Annotated in this window: 9 protein-coding genes and 1 pseudogene; 9 read left to right on the top strand and 1 reads right to left on the bottom strand. The window is 41.9% G+C overall.

The window, feature by feature from the left end:
* Positions 1-67: 67 nt before the first annotated feature.
* On the bottom strand, positions 68-1,909 hold the full coding sequence (gene sppA, locus ACRWQN_RS11390; RefSeq protein ID WP_434937811.1) for a signal peptide peptidase SppA: 1,842 nt from the start codon (positions 1,907-1,909) through the stop codon (positions 68-70).
* Between the two features lie 163 nt (positions 1,910-2,072).
* Here sppA and ACRWQN_RS11385 point away from each other — a divergent pair, with 163 nt between their 5' ends.
* The 9 genes and pseudogenes from ACRWQN_RS11385 (at position 2,073) to ACRWQN_RS11345 (ending at position 17,882) form a co-directional block, all read left to right on the top strand.
* Entirely contained in the window at positions 2,073-4,088 is a 2,016-nt protein-coding gene (locus ACRWQN_RS11385) for an FAD-dependent oxidoreductase (protein ID WP_434937810.1), read from the top strand.
* A 318-nt stretch (positions 4,089-4,406) separates the two neighbouring features.
* Positions 4,407-5,397: pseudogene (locus tag ACRWQN_RS11380) on the top strand (transposase).
* Between the two features lie 426 nt (positions 5,398-5,823).
* The gene (locus ACRWQN_RS11375; protein ID WP_434937808.1) at positions 5,824-6,354 is read left to right on the top strand and encodes a hypothetical protein; all 531 of its coding nucleotides are present in this window, start codon (positions 5,824-5,826) and stop codon (positions 6,352-6,354) included.
* A gap of 57 nt (positions 6,355-6,411) precedes the next feature.
* Complete coding sequence (locus ACRWQN_RS11370; protein ID WP_434937806.1) at positions 6,412-6,801, top strand: hypothetical protein; 390 nt, start codon at positions 6,412-6,414, stop codon at positions 6,799-6,801.
* Positions 6,802-6,813: 12 nt separating this feature from the next.
* Entirely contained in the window at positions 6,814-7,797 is a 984-nt protein-coding gene (locus ACRWQN_RS11365) for a hypothetical protein (RefSeq protein ID WP_434937804.1), read from the top strand.
* Positions 7,798-8,313: 516 nt separating this feature from the next.
* The gene (malQ, locus tag ACRWQN_RS11360) at positions 8,314-10,677 is read left to right on the top strand and encodes a 4-alpha-glucanotransferase (RefSeq protein ID WP_434937802.1); all 2,364 of its coding nucleotides are present in this window, start codon (positions 8,314-8,316) and stop codon (positions 10,675-10,677) included.
* 60 nt (positions 10,678-10,737) lie between these two features.
* Positions 10,738-13,053, top strand: a complete 2,316-nt coding sequence (gene glgB, locus ACRWQN_RS11355; protein WP_434937800.1) for a 1,4-alpha-glucan branching protein GlgB — start codon at positions 10,738-10,740, stop codon at positions 13,051-13,053.
* 154 nt (positions 13,054-13,207) lie between these two features.
* On the top strand, positions 13,208-15,316 hold the full coding sequence (gene glgX, locus ACRWQN_RS11350; RefSeq protein ID WP_434940644.1) for a glycogen debranching protein GlgX: 2,109 nt from the start codon (positions 13,208-13,210) through the stop codon (positions 15,314-15,316).
* A complete protein-coding gene (locus ACRWQN_RS11345; protein ID WP_434937798.1) occupies positions 15,303-17,882 on the top strand; it encodes a glycogen/starch/alpha-glucan phosphorylase in 2,580 nt (859 codons plus the stop codon). The genes glgX and ACRWQN_RS11345 overlap by 14 nt, the downstream gene beginning before the upstream one ends.
* Positions 17,883-17,896 lie beyond the last annotated feature (14 nt).

The raw sequence follows: 17,896 nt of genomic DNA, 5'->3' as shown, positions 1-17,896 counted from the left end.
CGAATCGATATAAAAAAAGCCTGCTAAGCAGGCTTTTTTTACATATTTAATAATTCTATGCTAAAAGCTAGAAGTCACATTGCTCGCAGTAAAGGTACACTCCCTGCGGGTCATCAAACTTAGCAAAGTCTTCAATCACGCCACTCCACTGAGCTAACATAGTTTCGAGTATGGATGATTTATGCGCAGATACTGGTATATAAGCCGCTGAGGCGCCTATTAACTGTTGAATAAACTGTTGTTCAGTAGTCAATTCCTGTTCAATTAATTTGGTATCAAACTTATTCATTTCAGCCAGTTCTGCAGCTTTTGTGATAGCTTGTTTCATGTCGCCAATTTCATCAACAAGGCCTAGTTCAAGTGCACGGTTACCGGTCCAAACTCGGCCCTGGGCAATATTATCGACTTGTTCAAGTGTCATATTACGCTCGGAGGCAACAAGAGAAATAAACTCATGGTAACCACGTTCTATATGACGTTGAATAACGGCTTTTACATTGGGACTTAAACTGCGAGTAGGTGAGAGACCAGCCCAATCTGATGTTGCCACACCGTCTGAATTAACACCCAAATGGCTTAGGGTATCTTCAAAGGTGGCAAACATGCCAAAAATACCAATTGAACCGGTAAGCGTCGTCGGAGTTGCATAAATATAATCAGCACTTGCTGAAATCCAGTAACCGCCAGACGCGGCTAAACTTCCCATACTCACAACAACGGGTTTACCTGCATTTTTAAGTGCCAGCACTTCTTGGCGTATTTGCTCAGAAGCAAATGCACTGCCACCAGGGCTATCTACCCGTAACACCACAGCTTTCACTTTATCGTTTAGGCGAGCTTTACGCAGGTATTCAGACGTGGTTTCACCGCCAATTTGTCCAGCGGGCTGGGCGCCATTAAGAATGTTACCTTTTGCGACAATAATGCCTACTGAATCATTTTCAATAAACTGAGGTAGCGGTGCGGTGAGTGATAGGTAATCATTGAAACCTATTTGACGGTATGAATTACCTTCTTTATTGCTACCGACAAGTTCTATCATGGCGAGGCGAAATTGCTCAGCAGAAACAAGCTCATCAACCCAACCCATATTCATTGCCATCAATGCACTGTCACCGTTTGCTTTATCTAACTGAGCTAAATAAGCATCGGTATCAAGCACTAATTGATCAGGGCTAATGCCGCGGTTTTTAGCAACAATAGTTGAATAGCTTTGCCAAATATCGCCCAGCAATTCATCACTCGCAGCTTTGTCAGCGTCAGACATGTCATCACGAATAAAAGGTTCTACCGCTGACTTGAAAGTACCAACACGAAAAACATGGGTATTAATTTTAAGCTTTTCTAGTGCAGACTTATAGTAAAGGCGATAACGGCTTAATCCGTCAAGACTAACCATGCCTTTAGAGTTTAAAAATAAGGTGTCTGCATAACTCGCAAGGAAGTACTGGTTTTGACTGTAACCATCCTCCATTGCAATCACTTTTTTACCGGCAGCTTTAAACTCAGTTAACGCATCGCCAATATTAGTCATTTTGCTTACACCTGCCGAGCGTAAGTTACTTAAATTAAGTACTATGGTGCTAATTCGTGTATCTAGGGTGGCGTTGTTAATCACATAAAGCACATCTGCTAACAGAATTTCAGCATCGGGATTATCATTGCCCTGTGCTAACACGGCTTCAAAGGGATCAACAAAGCGTTTTTGATCGACTATGTGACCCGATAAGTCCAGCACTAAGGCTGTTTGATTGTCGAGCACAATTTCATCTTCTGAAGTCATGACCGCAATAATGATGACTGCTAATATGCTGAAAAAAACAAAATTGATAATTAATTTTCTTATAGTGTTCACTGTATTCCATAATAAGGTGAACAACCTTTTTAAAAACGGGGGTTTAGTGGACATTTACCACTCCTATAACATTCTAATAATGTCATCCTAACTGAAAATGGATTTAAATGGTAAATTCAATTGTAAACGTTTTTGACAATCCGCTGTGTCAATGATTGAGCTTTATCAAAGTTAAGGTTATGCTGGTTTCAATCACTTGTTTAAAAAGGATGTTTGAATGTCGTTTCCACACATACTAGAACCTTTAGATTTAGGCTTCACGCAGTTGAAAAACCGCGTGTTAATGGGCTCTATGCACACAGGCTTAGAAGAAGAAAAAGGCGGATTTGAGAAACTGGCAGCGTTTTATAAAGAACGAGCCGCTGGCGGAGTAGGATTAATTGTTACTGGCGGTATCGCGCCTAATATGCGTGGACGTCTTGCGCCACATGCATGCCAATTAAGCTTTCCTTGGCAAGTCAGTAAACACAAAATTGTTACCGATGCAGTGCATGACGCTGGCGGTAAAATCTGTATGCAAATTTTGCATGCGGGTCGTTACAGCTATCATCCTTTTAGCTTGGCGCCGAGTAAAGTGAAATCACCGATCACGCCTTTTACCCCTTCGGCTATGTCATCAAGACAAGTTAATAATACCATTAAAGATTATGCCAGCAGCGCTAAACTAGCCCGTAAAGCAGGTTACGATGGTGTTGAAGTGATGGGATCAGAAGGGTACTTGATTAATCAATTTATCAGTTCTCGTACCAATAAAAGAACCGATGAATGGGGCGGCAGTTATCAAAACCGGGTTAAGTTTCCTTTAGAAATAGTCAAAGCTATCCGTGACAAAGTCGGTAAAGATTTCATTATCATTTTCCGTTTATCTATGTTGGACTTAGTCGATAATGGATCAAGCTGGGATGAAGTAGTTGAACTGGCGAAATCATTAGAAGCCGTCGGCGTGAGTATTATTAATACCGGTATTGGTTGGCATGAAGCGCGAGTACCGACTATTGCTACCAGTGTCCCAAGGGGCGGTTTTGCATGGGTGACTGAAAGATTAAAATCGGAAGTTAGCATACCTTTAGTTGCTACAAACCGTATTAATACCCCCGAAATTGCCGAACATATTATTGCCTCTGGTCAAGCGGATATGGTGTCTATGGCACGGCCATTTTTAGCTGATGCTGAATTTGTTAATAAAGCAGCGGCTAATCAAAGCGAGTTAATTAATACCTGTATTGGCTGTAATCAGGCTTGCCTTGATCATACCTTCTCGATGAAGCGCGCCACTTGTTTAGTGAATCCGCGTGCGTGTTATGAAACAGAAATTAACTTTACCCCAACCCAGGCGAAGAAACGCATTGCCGTGATGGGCGCAGGTCCTGCTGGCATGGCGTTTTCGGTCTATGCAGCAACTCGCGGCCATGATGTGGTGTTGTTTGAAGCGAAAAGTGAAGTGGGCGGCCAGTTCAACTTGGCGCGTAAAATCCCTGGTAAGGAAGAGTTTAATGAAACCATTCGCTACTTTACCAATCAGATTAAACTGCTGAAAGTCGATTTACGTTTAAATACTAAGTTAGATGCCCAAGTATTGAAGCAAGAACACTTTGATGAAGTGGTTATTTCTTCAGGTGTAGTGCCGCGTAATCTTAAGCTAGAAGGCTTTGATGATCCCCGTGTAGTTGATTATCAAAAGGTGCTTAATGGCGAAGTTGAAATTGGTCAAAAAGTCGCATTAATCGGTGCAGGTGGTATTGGTTTTGATATGGCGCATTTTTTATGTGAAAAAGAGTCTTCTACATTGCAACCCGATAAATGGTTAAAGCAGTGGGGCATTGATAAAGAGTATCAGAATCGTGGTGGACTGACAGAAGAAGCGGAGCATCACCCAAGCCGTGAAATCTATTTGCTACAACGCAAAACCACTAAAATGGGCAAAGGCCTAGGCAAAACGACTGGTTGGATCCATCGCTCAGTGCTTAAACAGCATGAAGTTAATATGATGACCGGAGTCAGTTATGAAAAATTTGACTCACAAGGGCTGCATATTAAAGTCGGCGATGTATCTCAAATTCTTGCGGTTGATAATGTCGTGCTATGTGCGGGACAAGAATCAAATCGCACCTTAGTGGATGAAATGAAAGCGACAGGGCTACCGGTTCATCTTATTGGTGGTGTTGATGTTGCCGCTGAGTTAGATGCTAAACGTGCGATAAGACAAGGTGCTGAATTGGCTATGTCAATTTAGATCTTGGATGAGGCAAGTCGCTATTTTAAAAGCCTAACATTCTGTGTTAGGCTTTTTATTTATCCTTAAACACAGTTTCTGGTACTAAAGGCAGTGGCCACGGGTATAGCTAAATTCAACTAGCAATATACAGTTTGTCGTCTGGCCTTAAACCTATATAGGTTTATTCAATTACATCATAATTCTACCAAAAAAGAGACTATAAGCGGGCGTTTACGTCATACCTCCCATCATTAGCATCATGGCCACCCATTCCTGCTGGCTAAATATTAACCGCTCAACTACGCTTTATGTACCCTTCCTAAATGGTATTTGAAGATGGCCAGACCAACACAAACTATCGTTAGCTTAGAAGATACACCTTACTATCACTGTTGTTCGCGGGTCGTGCGTAAGGCTTTTTTGTGTGGTTTTGATAACTCAACAGGCGAAAACTTTGAGCATCGACGAGAATGGGTTGATGCCCGTATTCTTGAATTAGCGACAATTTTCGCCATTGATATTTGTGCCTATGCATTCTTTGTAATGAACAGGGAGTAATCATTTACATGTAGTGGTTAAAGTGGATGCTGACAAAGCAAAACAATGGTCAGATAAAGAAGTGCTAATTCAATGGCACAAAGGCTTTAAAGGTACTTTACTGACACATAAGTTCGTAAAAGGTGAAGAGCTGAATGAATTTGAATTAAAGACGGTAAACGACAGTATCATTCAATATCGCCAACGTTTGATTGATATCAGCTGGTTTATGCGCTCACTTAGTGAGCCAATAGCCAGAATGGCCAATAAAGAAGATAAATGTACAGGTCGCTTCTGGGAAGGTAGGTTTAAATCACAAGCATTATTAGATGAAGCAGCAGTATTAGCTTGTATGGCCTATGTCGATTTAAACCCCATTCGTGCAAAGATGGCCACTACACCCGAAACCTCAGACTACACCAGCATTCAACGTCGAATAAATTCAGCGATAAAAGGTGAGCAACCAACAGAATTGTTGCCTTTTGTGGGTAATGAGCGTTTGAACATGCCTAATGGGTTATTGTTCAGCGTAAAAGACTACATAGTACTGGTTGAAGATACTGGCAGGATAATTCGACAGGATAAGCGCGGTGCCATTAGCGCAAGTAGTCAGGATATTCTCAATCGATTAAATATACCTGCTGAAAACTGGTTAAAAATCACTACCGAGTTTGGCGCATTATTCAAAGGTGCGGTAGGAGCTTTACCTGCATTAACTGACTATTGTGAACATTTAGACCGAAAACAACGACAAGGCGCAGCGAACTGTCAGCGCTGGTTGTGCGCTTAAATAATCATTATTAATTATAAAAACCATTTACCGCTTGATTGATATCAAGTATTTCTGCTGTGCTTAATATGTTGAATATCTCTATGTATAGCCATTAGTCATCAATTTTCATGCACTATGTCACTTAGGTTTTCTGTTTTAAATACCACAAGAGCTAATCGAAATTAACATAAAAAAGAGTTATGTTGCTGTGTTCAATTATGGGTGGCATTGTTTTTATTGTTTATCTTAAAAATGGGTGGCTATGTTTTAATTAGTCATCAATTTTCATGCACTATGTCACTTAGGTTTTCTGTTTTAAATACCACAAGAGCTAATCGAAATTAACATAAAAAAGAGTTATGTTGCTATGATCAATTATGGGTGGCATTGTTTGTAAAAACGAGTAATTCTACAGGCTTGTTATAAGGCAGCAAAGGTTTAAGTATGAGCTTTAAATTAAATGTGGATGACTTTGAAGGACAATCAATACAATCAGTTGTGACGATTGTTGATAATGCCTTCAAAAAACCATTATCGGAAGTATTGCTTTATGATTTACTGCTAAATGAAACAACTGACAAAGCTCTTAGGCATGGCGTTTATATGTATTTTAATGACAAAAATGAATGTGTTTATGTGGGCATGTGTAGCTCAAGTCATTTCGCTCATAGAATTGGCGGTCATTTTGGTATGTCGCCAAAATATGGAATGAATACATTTTTAAAACGTACCGTAAAGATGTTAGGTTTTCAAACTGATAAATATGAGAGTTATGTAGAGGCCTTACCTAAAATATCAAATTATGGGCTTCTCATAATCAATGCGAATACGAAAGGTAAAAGCTTTATTACAAAACTTGAGAAACTATTTCACATTGCATATAAACCAGAACTAAATTTTCCGAAAGGCTTTCCAAAAAAATATATGCCGTTGGCTTACGATGAAGATTTCATGACGTCATTGAGTTCAATATAAGACCTCATAACCAACGGCTGCACCGGACAATTTTTTGCTCGGTGAGCCGGGCGTTATATGCACTGTTCAATTATGGGTGGCATTGTTTTTCGGCTGCCATTTAAAGAACTGATAAAAAATGGCGCTAACAATGGCGCAGACTTATTCGCCATCGATGCCAAAAGTCCCATCATTTGGTTGGTGGAAGTGAAATCCAGTATCCGTGATCGCTTTCCCGATCCTAGTAAGCTAAACCTCGAAAAAAGAGGCTGGGACTGGATTGAAGCAGCGGCTAACTCAGGTAAGATCGCCGGTAAGACGGTCGAGCCGGAAGGGATAGCCTATGCGCAAAAACTGCTGGATTTAAGGCTTCAGGGATATGTGATTAAGCCTATGTTGGCTAAGGTGTCTGTGCCTGCCGCGGGTAGCTCTGGGGTGGCGCGAGTCACTATCACAGCGGCAAAATAATGGGAGTCAAGCATGCTCGATAAATTTTTACGTAAGAAAAAAGCCGCCCGCAACGATTTGGTTAAATATCAAGATGTGTATCACTATAACCAAGGAAAGTTACAAGCTTATGTCGCTACAGGCAAGGTAGAGTCAGCAGTTGCCCTACCCAATGGCTGGTTTCCATGGGAGCAGCTCCATGTGCTAACCATTCCAGAATTTAATTGGGTAAAAGCCGCCGAAGTCACTTTTATCCAGTCGGCACGGGTCGATTACCCATTGTTAATGCGCTCATTGGCCTATGGGTATATTCAGACCGCCTTGGATTATTATCAGTTACACCATTTTTTCGCCCGCTTCGGCCGTGAAATGGATGGTGCTATAGCGGCGCATTCCATTTTTCGCCTCTGCCTCGCTGAGTTAGCTGGGCTAGATAAGGAGGCGCGTCAGCTGTATCAGGTCTTTAGCACTGGCTACAAGCGGGACTGGTTTATTCGCTCTAATAGCCATATTGGCGATGTATTACTGCTTATCTATTCTCGCTATCTTGAAAAACGGCATCTTGAAAAAAAGCGCCTTGAAAATCTAGACTTGGAAAAGCGAGGCCTTGAGAGACCGGAGTATGGGGAAACACTCGAACCTAGGGTGGATGATTTTTCCTACCCCGATGTGTTAGCCCATTGGGATAGCACAGATCTCAAGCAAGTGACCGCCGTGCTGCAACGCTTGTGTGACGAGCAGGTGGCCCAGGCCGCCTCGCCACCGAGTAAGTTTTTCACAGAGTTTAAAACCGGTAATTGGTGCTACATTCCTTATTCCGCCTTGTTTGTGCTCAAGCTTAGGCAAAATTTGGGGCTTGCTAACCCTAGCTTTTCTCACCCAGGCTTTGGTGAATTGACCGCCTTAATGCCGACGGGGCCGATGAACATGATGGTGGATGAGTTTCTCGAGGGCGCCCTAACTAGGCTCAGGAGTCAAGGTTTTGACGAGCAAGCCTTCTTTGCTTTACGCCGATAAAGGCCGAAGACTTAGTGTGAGGTTCGCTAAGCTTAGCCTATTGTTCTGCTCAATCTTGCTGGCAATTATGTGGGGTCAGTGTAAACTTTACTTAATTACCCCACATTTACTAATCCCACGACCTACCTTTAGACCCTTTGCAATAAGTCATTTCTGTCCAGAAGTGAGCTTGAAGCTCACCAAGCTTTATCATTATCGCTCGGCGATGAACGTCGCATGTATGTTATCGATGCTAATTAACCTCATAGGTAATTTGTGCGGCTTGTTTTGTTACTTGCGCTACTACCTCCTTTGCTACCTCATCTATTATTTGCGCTGTTATCGAACATTTATCGCCCCACTTTTGTGCATTTAAACAACTGTTTTAATGGGTGCTAAATAAGCCAAATATTCTTATTTATTCATAACGCACTGTAATTAAATAATATTGTCTGTCTTATTATTGTCATTAATCTGTCTTCTTACTGTTACTTAACACTGGCATGGTAGCTGCTATTACTTGTTATGGTGCAGAGCATGGAGACAAATATGGGGCTAGAGAAGTTACTGTATTTGCAGGGCGTTGGGGCAGAGTTTATTGACTGCTTTGGCAGGCATGTAAAAATTGATCAACACGATAGGCTAGGGATAGTAAAGGCGATGTTGGCACCAAATGGCCATGAGCCATTATCAGCATCCTTAAGTAAGCATCTGCCAGTTAATAGCAGTATTAATAAAAGCATTAACAATAGTATCAGTCACGATGAACCTTTAAGTGTTTCTATCGTTGAAGAGACTGTTTATACGTTAGATGCAAAGCCATGGTTATCGATATTACCTTCTTTTCAATACAGTTATGTATCAATGGCTGCTGCACACATTCATTTACCTGAACAAGATGCTGTGGTTAGGGTTGAAATCATTTTTGATCAAATGAGTCGCCGTCCTATAGATTCACCTAGCAGCACTGTATTTACTTGTCATACGAGTGACATGGCCATTATTGGTGAGTATTACTACCAAGGTGTTCGTTATTGCCGCTATCAATTTACCCTCAATCAATTTACTGAATTTGCTATTCCTGATGGTTATCATCATATATCGGTAGAAATTGAGTCTGCAGCGAATATAAACACGGTTTCTTCTGCCTCAGCAACTTTACTTATTGCCCCTAATCATTGTTTTGATGCTGGGCTGGTTAAGCAAAACCAACAAAAATTGTGGGGAATAAGTGTCCAACTTTATAGTTTAAAAAAGGGCGGCGAGGGTTTTGATGCAATAGGGGACTTTAGCAGCTTAAAAAAAATGATTGAATATAGTGCCTCTATGGGGGCTGATTTTGTCATGCTTAATCCTTTACATGCACTTGATATTGCTAATCCTGACAATTGTAGTCCCTATAGTCCAACAGACAGAAGACGACTGAACCCGCTCTATATCGATCTTGAAGAGATGCACAATCTGTTAACTAAAGACGGTAATACTTATGTTGATATGAAACATAATGATTTTGATGTGAAAATAAATCATTTAAAAAATATCAGTTACAAAAAGGTTTTTGACTATAAATATCGCTCATTTGTAATTATGTATGAATTATTTTCTGCTAATAGTAAGGCTGTAAATTCAAGTTATTATCAACAGTTTCGCCAATTTGTTGAGCAAGAAGGTCAGTCACTGCAGCAGTTTTGTGCAGATCAGGTATGTCAATCTCCCCAATGGCTAACTATGCCAGAAGAGTTTTATGCCTATTTGCAGTTTATCGCGGTAGAGCAACTTAAGGCATGCCAAGCATATTGCACATCCCTTGATATGAAAATCGGCCTGATTGGTGATTTAGCCATAGGCGCCTTACTTAGTGGTAATGAAGTACAAAGCAATATTGGTCAGTTTTGTACACAAGCCAGTATTGGTGCGCCGCCAGATCCTTTTTCGGCAAGTGGCCAAAATTGGGGGTTAACGCCATTAGACCCCGTTAAGCTGAAACAGGCTGACTATCAACATTTTATTGATTTGCTTCGCACCAATATGCGCTTTTATGGTGCAATTAGAATTGATCATGTTATGGGATTACTCAGACTCTGGTGGTGGCCTGTCAATAAACACTGGGGCAACGGCGCCTATGTTTATTACCCATTAGAGACTCTACTCGCCATTGTTTGTATTGAGAGCCATCGCGCTAATTGCGTTGTTATTGGTGAAGACTTAGGCACGGTTCCGCCTGAAATTATCGATGCTATGGCTCAGCGCCATATTTTATCGAATCAATTATTTTATTTTACTACACAACAACATCAGTTCTGTCCGCCTGATTCACACAAAACCAATAGTTTAATGATGTTGGCTAATCACGATGTCGCACCATTAAAAGCCTGGTGGCAAGGTGAAGATTTATTGATCCGTCAGCGCTTAGCGCAATATGAGTCAGAACAGGATTTTATCACCGAAGCTGAGCAACGTGACGTTGATAAATGGCACCTTATTGATTGGCTAGTTATCGGGCTTGGCCAAGTTAAATCTGGTGGCCTGCATTTGCCTGATGACGTCAGTTTGTTACTTGCAGAATTACAAACCTTGTTAAGCCAATATCATCAGATACCTGTCGACAAACGTGCATCTCACATGGGCTTAAAAAAAGCTTTATCTGAATTAGTTTTCAATCGGTTACTTAATGCTTGGCTGATTGTGGCGTCAACAAGTCAATCGACATTATTTTGTGTCCAGCTTGCTGATTTGATGGCTGATAACCACTGCGTCAATATTCCGGGAACCTGGAAAGAGTTTCCTAATTGGCAACGCCGATTACCGATGACCTTGACGCAACTGTTTCAAGATAAGGCCATTCAGCAACGATGCCAATTAGTCTTGGCGAGCAGAAATCACCACAACCAAAATGAATAGCCAGAACAACTTAATACCGTTAGGCCAGCAAACGACAAAAATTACCTTATGGAAGCCATTATGATGATAACAAGTGCCACCAATATTTATGCTTCAGTGCTTAGTCAGATAAGTGTGGGTCAATTTAACGATGTGTTCTCGCAACTTGGAATGCATTATGTTGAAGAGTTTAAATCACTTGTTGTAAATTGCTTTTTACCAGAGGCAAGTCAGGTTGAGGTGATTGATTTAAAAAGTGGTCGTAAAGTGGCAACACTGACTGCGGTTGATGCTGGTTTTTTTAGTGGCAAAATTCCCCGTCGTAAAAATAAGTTTCAATATCTATTGCGAGTCAGTTACCCGCTCAGTGTGGTTGAGATTATTGACCCTTACCAATTTGATAGCCTACTTGATGATAAAGATGTTTATTTATTCAACGAGGGCTCACAGTTACAAGCTTATTTATTTCAAGGCGCTAATTGGCAAAACCATCAAGGTATTAAAGGGGTTCACTTTTGCGTGTGGGCGCCTAATGCACAAAATGTTGCGCTTGTTGGCGATATGAACCATTGGGATCCGCGCCGTCATATATTAAGACGACATCCAGCAAGTGGCTTGTGGGACATTTTTATCGCTGATGTTGATGTCGGCATGCATTATAAGTTTAGTATTGATGATGCGCAGGGCAATAGGCTTGAAAAGTCAGATCCCTACGCCAAAATGATGCAGGCTGCACCGGGGAATGCATCTATTGTGGCTGATGTTGATGCTTATCAATGGCAAGATGCTAACTGGATGACACAAAGGATAGCTAACGCACAACAATCTAGTCGTCAAAGTTGCAATCAACCGATGGCAATATATGAGGTGCAACTAGCCTCATGGCGCCGCAAAGGGGACACAGGCGAATGCTTTTATCACTATCAGCAATTAATCGATGAACTTATTCCCTATGTCAAAAAAATGGGTTTTACACATCTGCAATTAATGCCGATCAGTGAATATCCATTTGATGGTTCGTGGGGTTATCAACCCGTAGGCTTGTATGCACCGACCTATCGTTTTGGCAAACCAGAAGGCTTAAAAGCCTTTATCGACAGTTGTCACCAACATGACCTAGCAGTGTTGCTTGATTGGGTACCGGCACATTTTCCTAAAGACCCACACGGCCTGGCTCGTTTTGATGGTTCATGTCTTTATGAACATGCCGATCCACGCCAGGGAGAGCATCCAGATTGGGATACCCTTATTTATAACTATGGCCGAGCGGAAGTTAACAGTTTCTTGTTAAGTAATGCTTATTACTGGTTAAGTGAGTTTCATTTTGACGGCCTTAGATTAGATGCCGTGTCGTCAATGTTGTATTTAGATTATTCAAGAGCGCAAGACCAATGGTTACCCAATGAGCACGGAGGCCGTGAGAACTTAGCCGCGATAAGTTTTCTAAAACGACTGAATATCGAAATGTATCAAGCTTTTCCGGGCATAGATATGGTCGCTGAAGAATCTACCGCTTGGGGCGGAGTGACTCAAAGTACCGAGCATCAAGGCTTAGGTTTTGGTTATAAGTGGAATATGGGCTGGATGAATGACTCGCTTAGTTATTTAAAGCGCGATCCGCTTTATCGCTCTCACCACCACAATGAACTGACATTTGGTTTAGTGTATGCCTATACAGAGCAATTCATACTGTCGGTTAGTCACGATGAAGTGGTGCACGGTAAAGGTTCGCTCATTAATAAGATCCCCGGAGATGACTGGCAAAAATTTGCTACTTTACGGGCCTACTTTGGTTTTATGTGGGCTCATCCAGGCAAGAAGCTGTTATTTATGGGGTGCGAATTTGCACAGCGAAACGAATGGAATCATAACCTAAGTTTAGATTGGCATTTACTAGAGTATCAAGCTCATCAGCAAATACAGCACTGGGTCCAAGACCTTAACGCACTTTACCTGCACACCCCGGCATTATATGCACTTGATACTAATCCGGCGGGGTTTAGTTGGCTTGATTGCCATAACGAGGCCAATAGCATTCTAGTGTTTGCTCGATTTGGCAAACAGTCTAATGAGCATGTGGTGATTGTGATCAATATGACACCAACAGTGCACCATGATTTTCGCATCGGTTTACCTCAACATACAGCTTATCAGCAAGCGTTAAACAGTGATGATGCCCGCTATGGCGGATCGCACCTGATTAATGAGCATGCTATCGATGCTGAAGTTCAAGCATGGCAAGGGCAAGATTACAGTGCGCTGATAACAGTGCCGCCATTGTCCTGTGTGATTTTTACGCCAGTCATTAAATCGTCTGTAAAAACACTCTCGCAACCTAAAACAAAAGCAAAGACTGAGCTTAAAGCTAAATCAAAGCCGAAGACATCTAAAACCTAAGGGTAATCGATAAAAACTGGCTAAGTCCGTTTATTGTTTTTGTGCGTGTGGTAAAGGAGTGGTGAGTATGGTTAATCAAACTGAAAGTAATGATAAGGTTGAGTATAAACCGTCAATTGTCGCAGGCGTTAATCACCTAATACTCGATGAAGGTATGCCTTATCCTTTAGGGGCAAATCTAACCGAGAATGGGGTGAATTTTTCACTGTTTTCAGCCAATGCCACCAAAGTCATATTGTGTATATTTGATCCCATTTCACAGCTTGAAATTGCCCAATACATATTGACCCATAAAACCCATCATATTTGGCATGGTGAGTTAACCGGTGCAAAAGACGGGTTACTTTATGGTTATCGAGTGTTTGGACCGTATCAGCCTGAACTCGGACATCGATTTAATCATCACAAGCTTCATCTTGACCCCTATGCACGAAAGCTGGTTGGTGAATTGCAGCATAGTCATGCCCTTTATGGATACGATGTTGATGACGCCAGTGCAGATTTGTCGTTTAGTCAGCAAGATAATGCCGCCTTTATGCCCAAATGTGCAGTGGTTGATATTGAGCGCATTAAGGCGATACCTATAGCGCCGATAAGGCGCGAGCTTAACCACAGTATCATTTACGAAACCCATGTTAAGGGATTTACCAAACTGCATCCAGATTTACCAAGTGAAATGTGCGGTACATTCTCAGGCCTATCTCATCCCGCAGTTGTAGAGTATTTAACTCAACTTGGGATCACGGCAATTGAGTTACTTCCTGTACATGCATTTTTTGACGAACCTTTTTTGGTAGAGAAAAAACTTAATAATTATTGGGGATATAACACAGCAGGATTTTTTGCACCGCATCCACAATATCTGGCATCAGATGATATTGCTGAGTTTAGGCACATGGTGTCAAAGATGCACCAGGCCGGTGTCGAGGTTATTTTAGATGTGGTTTATAACCATACTGCAGAAGGTAATCATTTAGGCCCAAGTTATCATTTTAAAGGCATAGATAACGCAAGCTATTACCGTTTAATGCCTAATGAACCTCGCTTTTATATTAATGATACTGGCTGTGGTAATACCCTTAATGTTAACCATCCTCAGGTTTTAATGTTAATCATGGACTCATTACGGTACTGGGTTGAAGTGATGGGAGTAGATGGTTTTCGCTTTGACCTTGCTAGCTGTTTAGGCCGTGAAAATTATGGCTTTGACCCAGGCAGTGGATTTTTTGATGCGTTAATGCAAGACCCAACATTGTGCCGGGTTAAATTAATTGTTGAGCCATGGGATATTGGCCCCGGTGGATATCAACTAGGTAATTATCCTGTGGTATTCAGTGAATGGAATGACAGATACCGTGACACCATGCGCCGATTTTGGCGTGGAGATAATGGCATATTGTCTGAGTTTGCCAAGCGCTTCCATGGCTCAAGTGATTTCTTTGAACACAATGGCCGTGGCCCTGCGGCAAGTATTAACTTTATTACCAGTCATGATGGTTACACTCTGCATGATTTGGTGTCTTATCAAGCTAAACACAACTTGGCTAATAACGAAGATAATAGAGACGGTCATCAAGAAAACTTCAGTTGCCATTATGGGGTAGAAGGCGAAACAGATAGCAGCAACATAAATACTGTGCGCAGCCGTCAAAAACGTAATTTTTTAGCGACTTTATTGCTATCTCAAGGCGTACCTATGTTGTTAAGTGGCGATGAAGCTGGCCACACCCAACAAGGAAATAATAATGCCTACTGCCAAGATACGCCTGATAATTGGTTCAACTGGCAAGCCATTGACTGGGATTTGGTTCATTTCACCCAAGAATTGATCAAATTGCGCAAGCATTACCCTTTGCTATGTCATAAAGAGTTTATCCACCAGCCTGAAGCCTTATTTGATAATGGCATTGCCTGGTTCAATAAACTAGGTGAGCCAATGACCAAAACGCTGTGGAGTGAACATCACTGCCGCACATTAACCGTTATTGTTACTGGCAATTTGCTTGAAGCTGAAGTCGGCGCCATTCCCGAAAATACCCAAGCGTTAATGCTATTTATTAACGCTGATGAACAACAGCAAATCTTCCATCAGCCTAACTTAATCCATTTTGAACATTGGTCCTGTGTGTTGCATACCCAAAGCGATACCCAGATAGATGTTGCACAAACTCAAGCTAATCTTGATGGGAAATTTTACCTTCAACCCCGTAGTTTGATGATATTTCATAGCCATTTTCAAGGAGTGGAACATGACCGCAGCTAAAACTGTTAGTGCGAATAAATCGACAAACAAAAAGCCAGCTAAGCCCAAGAGTCACACTAAATCAGAGTCGGAGTCAGAATCTAGCGCAAAGAGTACATCCTTAGCCAGTAATGCGTTAACTGATCAAGTGTTAGCCAAATCTGAACCTTGCGAACCCTGTGATTCATTGGCAGCAAGTGTTGCAAGGCAAATTCGTTATGGGTTATGCAACAGTGAGCACCAAGACTCATCGCTGTTTGATGCTTTAGCATTAGGTGTCAAAGAGCAAATGCTGGATAAGTGGCGATCTACTCGTATTAAAGATAATCAATTTGATCAAAAACAAATTGCCTATTTGTCACTTGAGTTTTTAATGGGACGTGCTTTAGGTAATGCTTTACTGAGTTTAGAGTTAACTGACGAGACCCGTAAACTGCTCACTGACTATGCTATTCAGCTAGAAGTCATTGAAGAATATGAGCATGACGCAGGCCTTGGCAATGGTGGACTGGGGCGACTCGCTGCATGTTTTTTAGATAGCTGTGCCAGCCTTGACTTAGCCGTGACGGGTTATGGTATTCGTTATCAATATGGCATGTTTGCCCAAAAAATAGTCAATGGATATCAAGTAGAAAAGCCCGATCGCTGGTTACGCCAAGGTAACCCCTGGGAAGTGAGAATGCCCCACAGGATTGTGTCAGTACCCTTTTTTGGCCACTGCACAACCTATCAAGATAAGGCCGGTAATACTCAGCATGTTTGGCAAGATTGTCGCTCAGTGCTGGCTGTGCCCTACGACATGCCAGTACCAGGTTACCGTAATGGACGTATAAATACCCTAAGGCTTTGGAAAGCAGAAGCCAATGATGATTTCGATTTAGCAGAATTTAATGATGGCGATTATGCCGAAGCGGTGGCCGATAAAAACTTAGCAGAACAAATTACTATGGTGTTGTACCCCAATGATGCCAGCGAGAATGGTAAAGAATTACGCTTAAGACAACAGTACTTTTTAAGTTCAGCAAGTTTACAGGACTTATTGGCCCGATATGTGGCGATATACGGTGAAGACTTTAGCCAGTTCAGTGCTAAAAATGCGATTCAGCTTAACGATACTCACCCAAGTATTGCCGCGCCAGAATTAATGCGCCTATTGATGGATGAATACGGCCTAGGTTGGGACAATGCTTGGTCTATCACCTCACAAACCTTAGCATACACTAATCATACTTTATTACCGGAAGCGCTTGAGCGCTGGCCGGTACCATTAATGCAGCATATGTTGCCACGCATTATGCAAATTATATTTGAGATCAACGCTCGATTCCTTGAACAGGTTGCCCATCAATGGCCGGGGGATGTGACCAAGTTAGCTGCGATGTCGATTATTGAAGAAGGGCCAGTGCAACATGTTCGTATGGCTTACTTAGCCATTGTGGCCAGTTTTTCGGTCAACGGTGTAGCAGGTTTACATACGCAGTTATTAAAAGCAGGCTTATTTAATGATTTTTACCAATTATGGCCAACTAAATTCAATAACCGTACTAACGGTGTCACACCAAGACGTTGGTTAGTGAATTGTAATCCTTTATTAACCGATTTGATCAATAGCAAACTTGGAGATGCCTGGATTAACGATTTGTCGCATTTAACTGCGCTAAATGCGTTTACCTCTGATAAAAAGTTCGTCAAACAGTGGGCCGAAGTGAAACATGCCAATAAGCAAGTGTTGGCAACCTTTGTGTTGGCAGAAAGTGGTGTGCAGTTTGATACTAGTATGATGTTTGATGTGCAGGTAAAGCGTATCCATGAGTACAAACGTCAGTTACTCAACATCATGCACGTTATTCACCTGTATCAGAGAATACTAGCTGGCGATACTCAAGACATGGTTCCGCGCTGTGTGTTGATTGGTGGTAAAGCAGCACCAGGTTATGCGATGGCCAAACAAATTATCAAGTTAATCAATAATGTGGCGCATATGGTTAACAATGACCCAGCTGTTACACCGTATTTACGGCTTGCCTTTTTGCCTAATTATAATGTCAGTGCAATGGAGAAAATCTGCCCAGGTACCGATTTATCAGAACAAATATCAACCGCAGGTAAAGAAGCCTCTGGCACCGGCAATATGAAGTTTATGATGAATGGCGCGCTAACAATTGGCACCTTAGATGGCGCGAATGTTGAAATGTTAGCGGAGGTCGGCCAGGAAAACTTTTTCTTGTTCGGCTTAACCGCAGAGCAAGTCCAATCACTCAAACCCCATTATCAGCCACAAAAGTATATTAACGCCTCCCCAGCGCTACAAGGGGTACTTGATATGTTAGCTGGTGGCCATTTCAATTTAGTTGAACCCGGCATATTCGACAGCATCATCAATGCGATTAAAGATCCCCACGATCAATGGATGCTAGCAGCAGACTTTGATGAGTACTGCGGTGCGCAATCAGCCGTGGCCAAACTTTATAGCGATCAAACCTTGTGGCAGCAAACCAGTATTCGTAACACTGCTGCCAGTGGCCGATTTTCAAGTGATAAAACCATCGCCGGCTATCGTGATGATATTTGGCTCAAACATGTGTGATGTCTAGGTTTTGA

The organism is Shewanella sp. HL-SH8, assembly GCF_051165765.1.
Taxonomy (GTDB): Bacteria; Pseudomonadota; Gammaproteobacteria; order Enterobacterales; family Shewanellaceae; genus Shewanella; species Shewanella glacialimarina.
This window is presented reverse-complemented; position numbering and strand designations above follow the sequence as displayed.

Bases quoted from the DNA above. Each gene is read 5' to 3' on its own strand.
- glgB (WP_434937800.1), top strand. From the start codon at position 10,738: ATGATGATAACAAGTGCCACCAATATTTATGCTTCAGTGCTTAGTCAG.
- ACRWQN_RS11345 (WP_434937798.1), top strand. From the start codon at position 15,303: ATGACCGCAGCTAAAACTGTTAGTGCGAATAAATCGACAAACAAAAAG.
- ACRWQN_RS11370 (WP_434937806.1), top strand. From the start codon at position 6,412: ATGCACTGTTCAATTATGGGTGGCATTGTTTTTCGGCTGCCATTTAAA.
- ACRWQN_RS11365 (WP_434937804.1), top strand. From the start codon at position 6,814: ATGCTCGATAAATTTTTACGTAAGAAAAAAGCCGCCCGCAACGATTTG.
- ACRWQN_RS11375 (WP_434937808.1), top strand. From the start codon at position 5,824: ATGAGCTTTAAATTAAATGTGGATGACTTTGAAGGACAATCAATACAA.
- glgX (WP_434940644.1), top strand. From the start codon at position 13,208: ATGCCTTATCCTTTAGGGGCAAATCTAACCGAGAATGGGGTGAATTTT.
- sppA (WP_434937811.1), bottom strand. From the start codon at position 1,909: ATGTCCACTAAACCCCCGTTTTTAAAAAGGTTGTTCACCTTATTATGG.
- ACRWQN_RS11385 (WP_434937810.1), top strand. From the start codon at position 2,073: ATGTCGTTTCCACACATACTAGAACCTTTAGATTTAGGCTTCACGCAG.
- malQ (WP_434937802.1), top strand. From the start codon at position 8,314: ATGGAGACAAATATGGGGCTAGAGAAGTTACTGTATTTGCAGGGCGTT.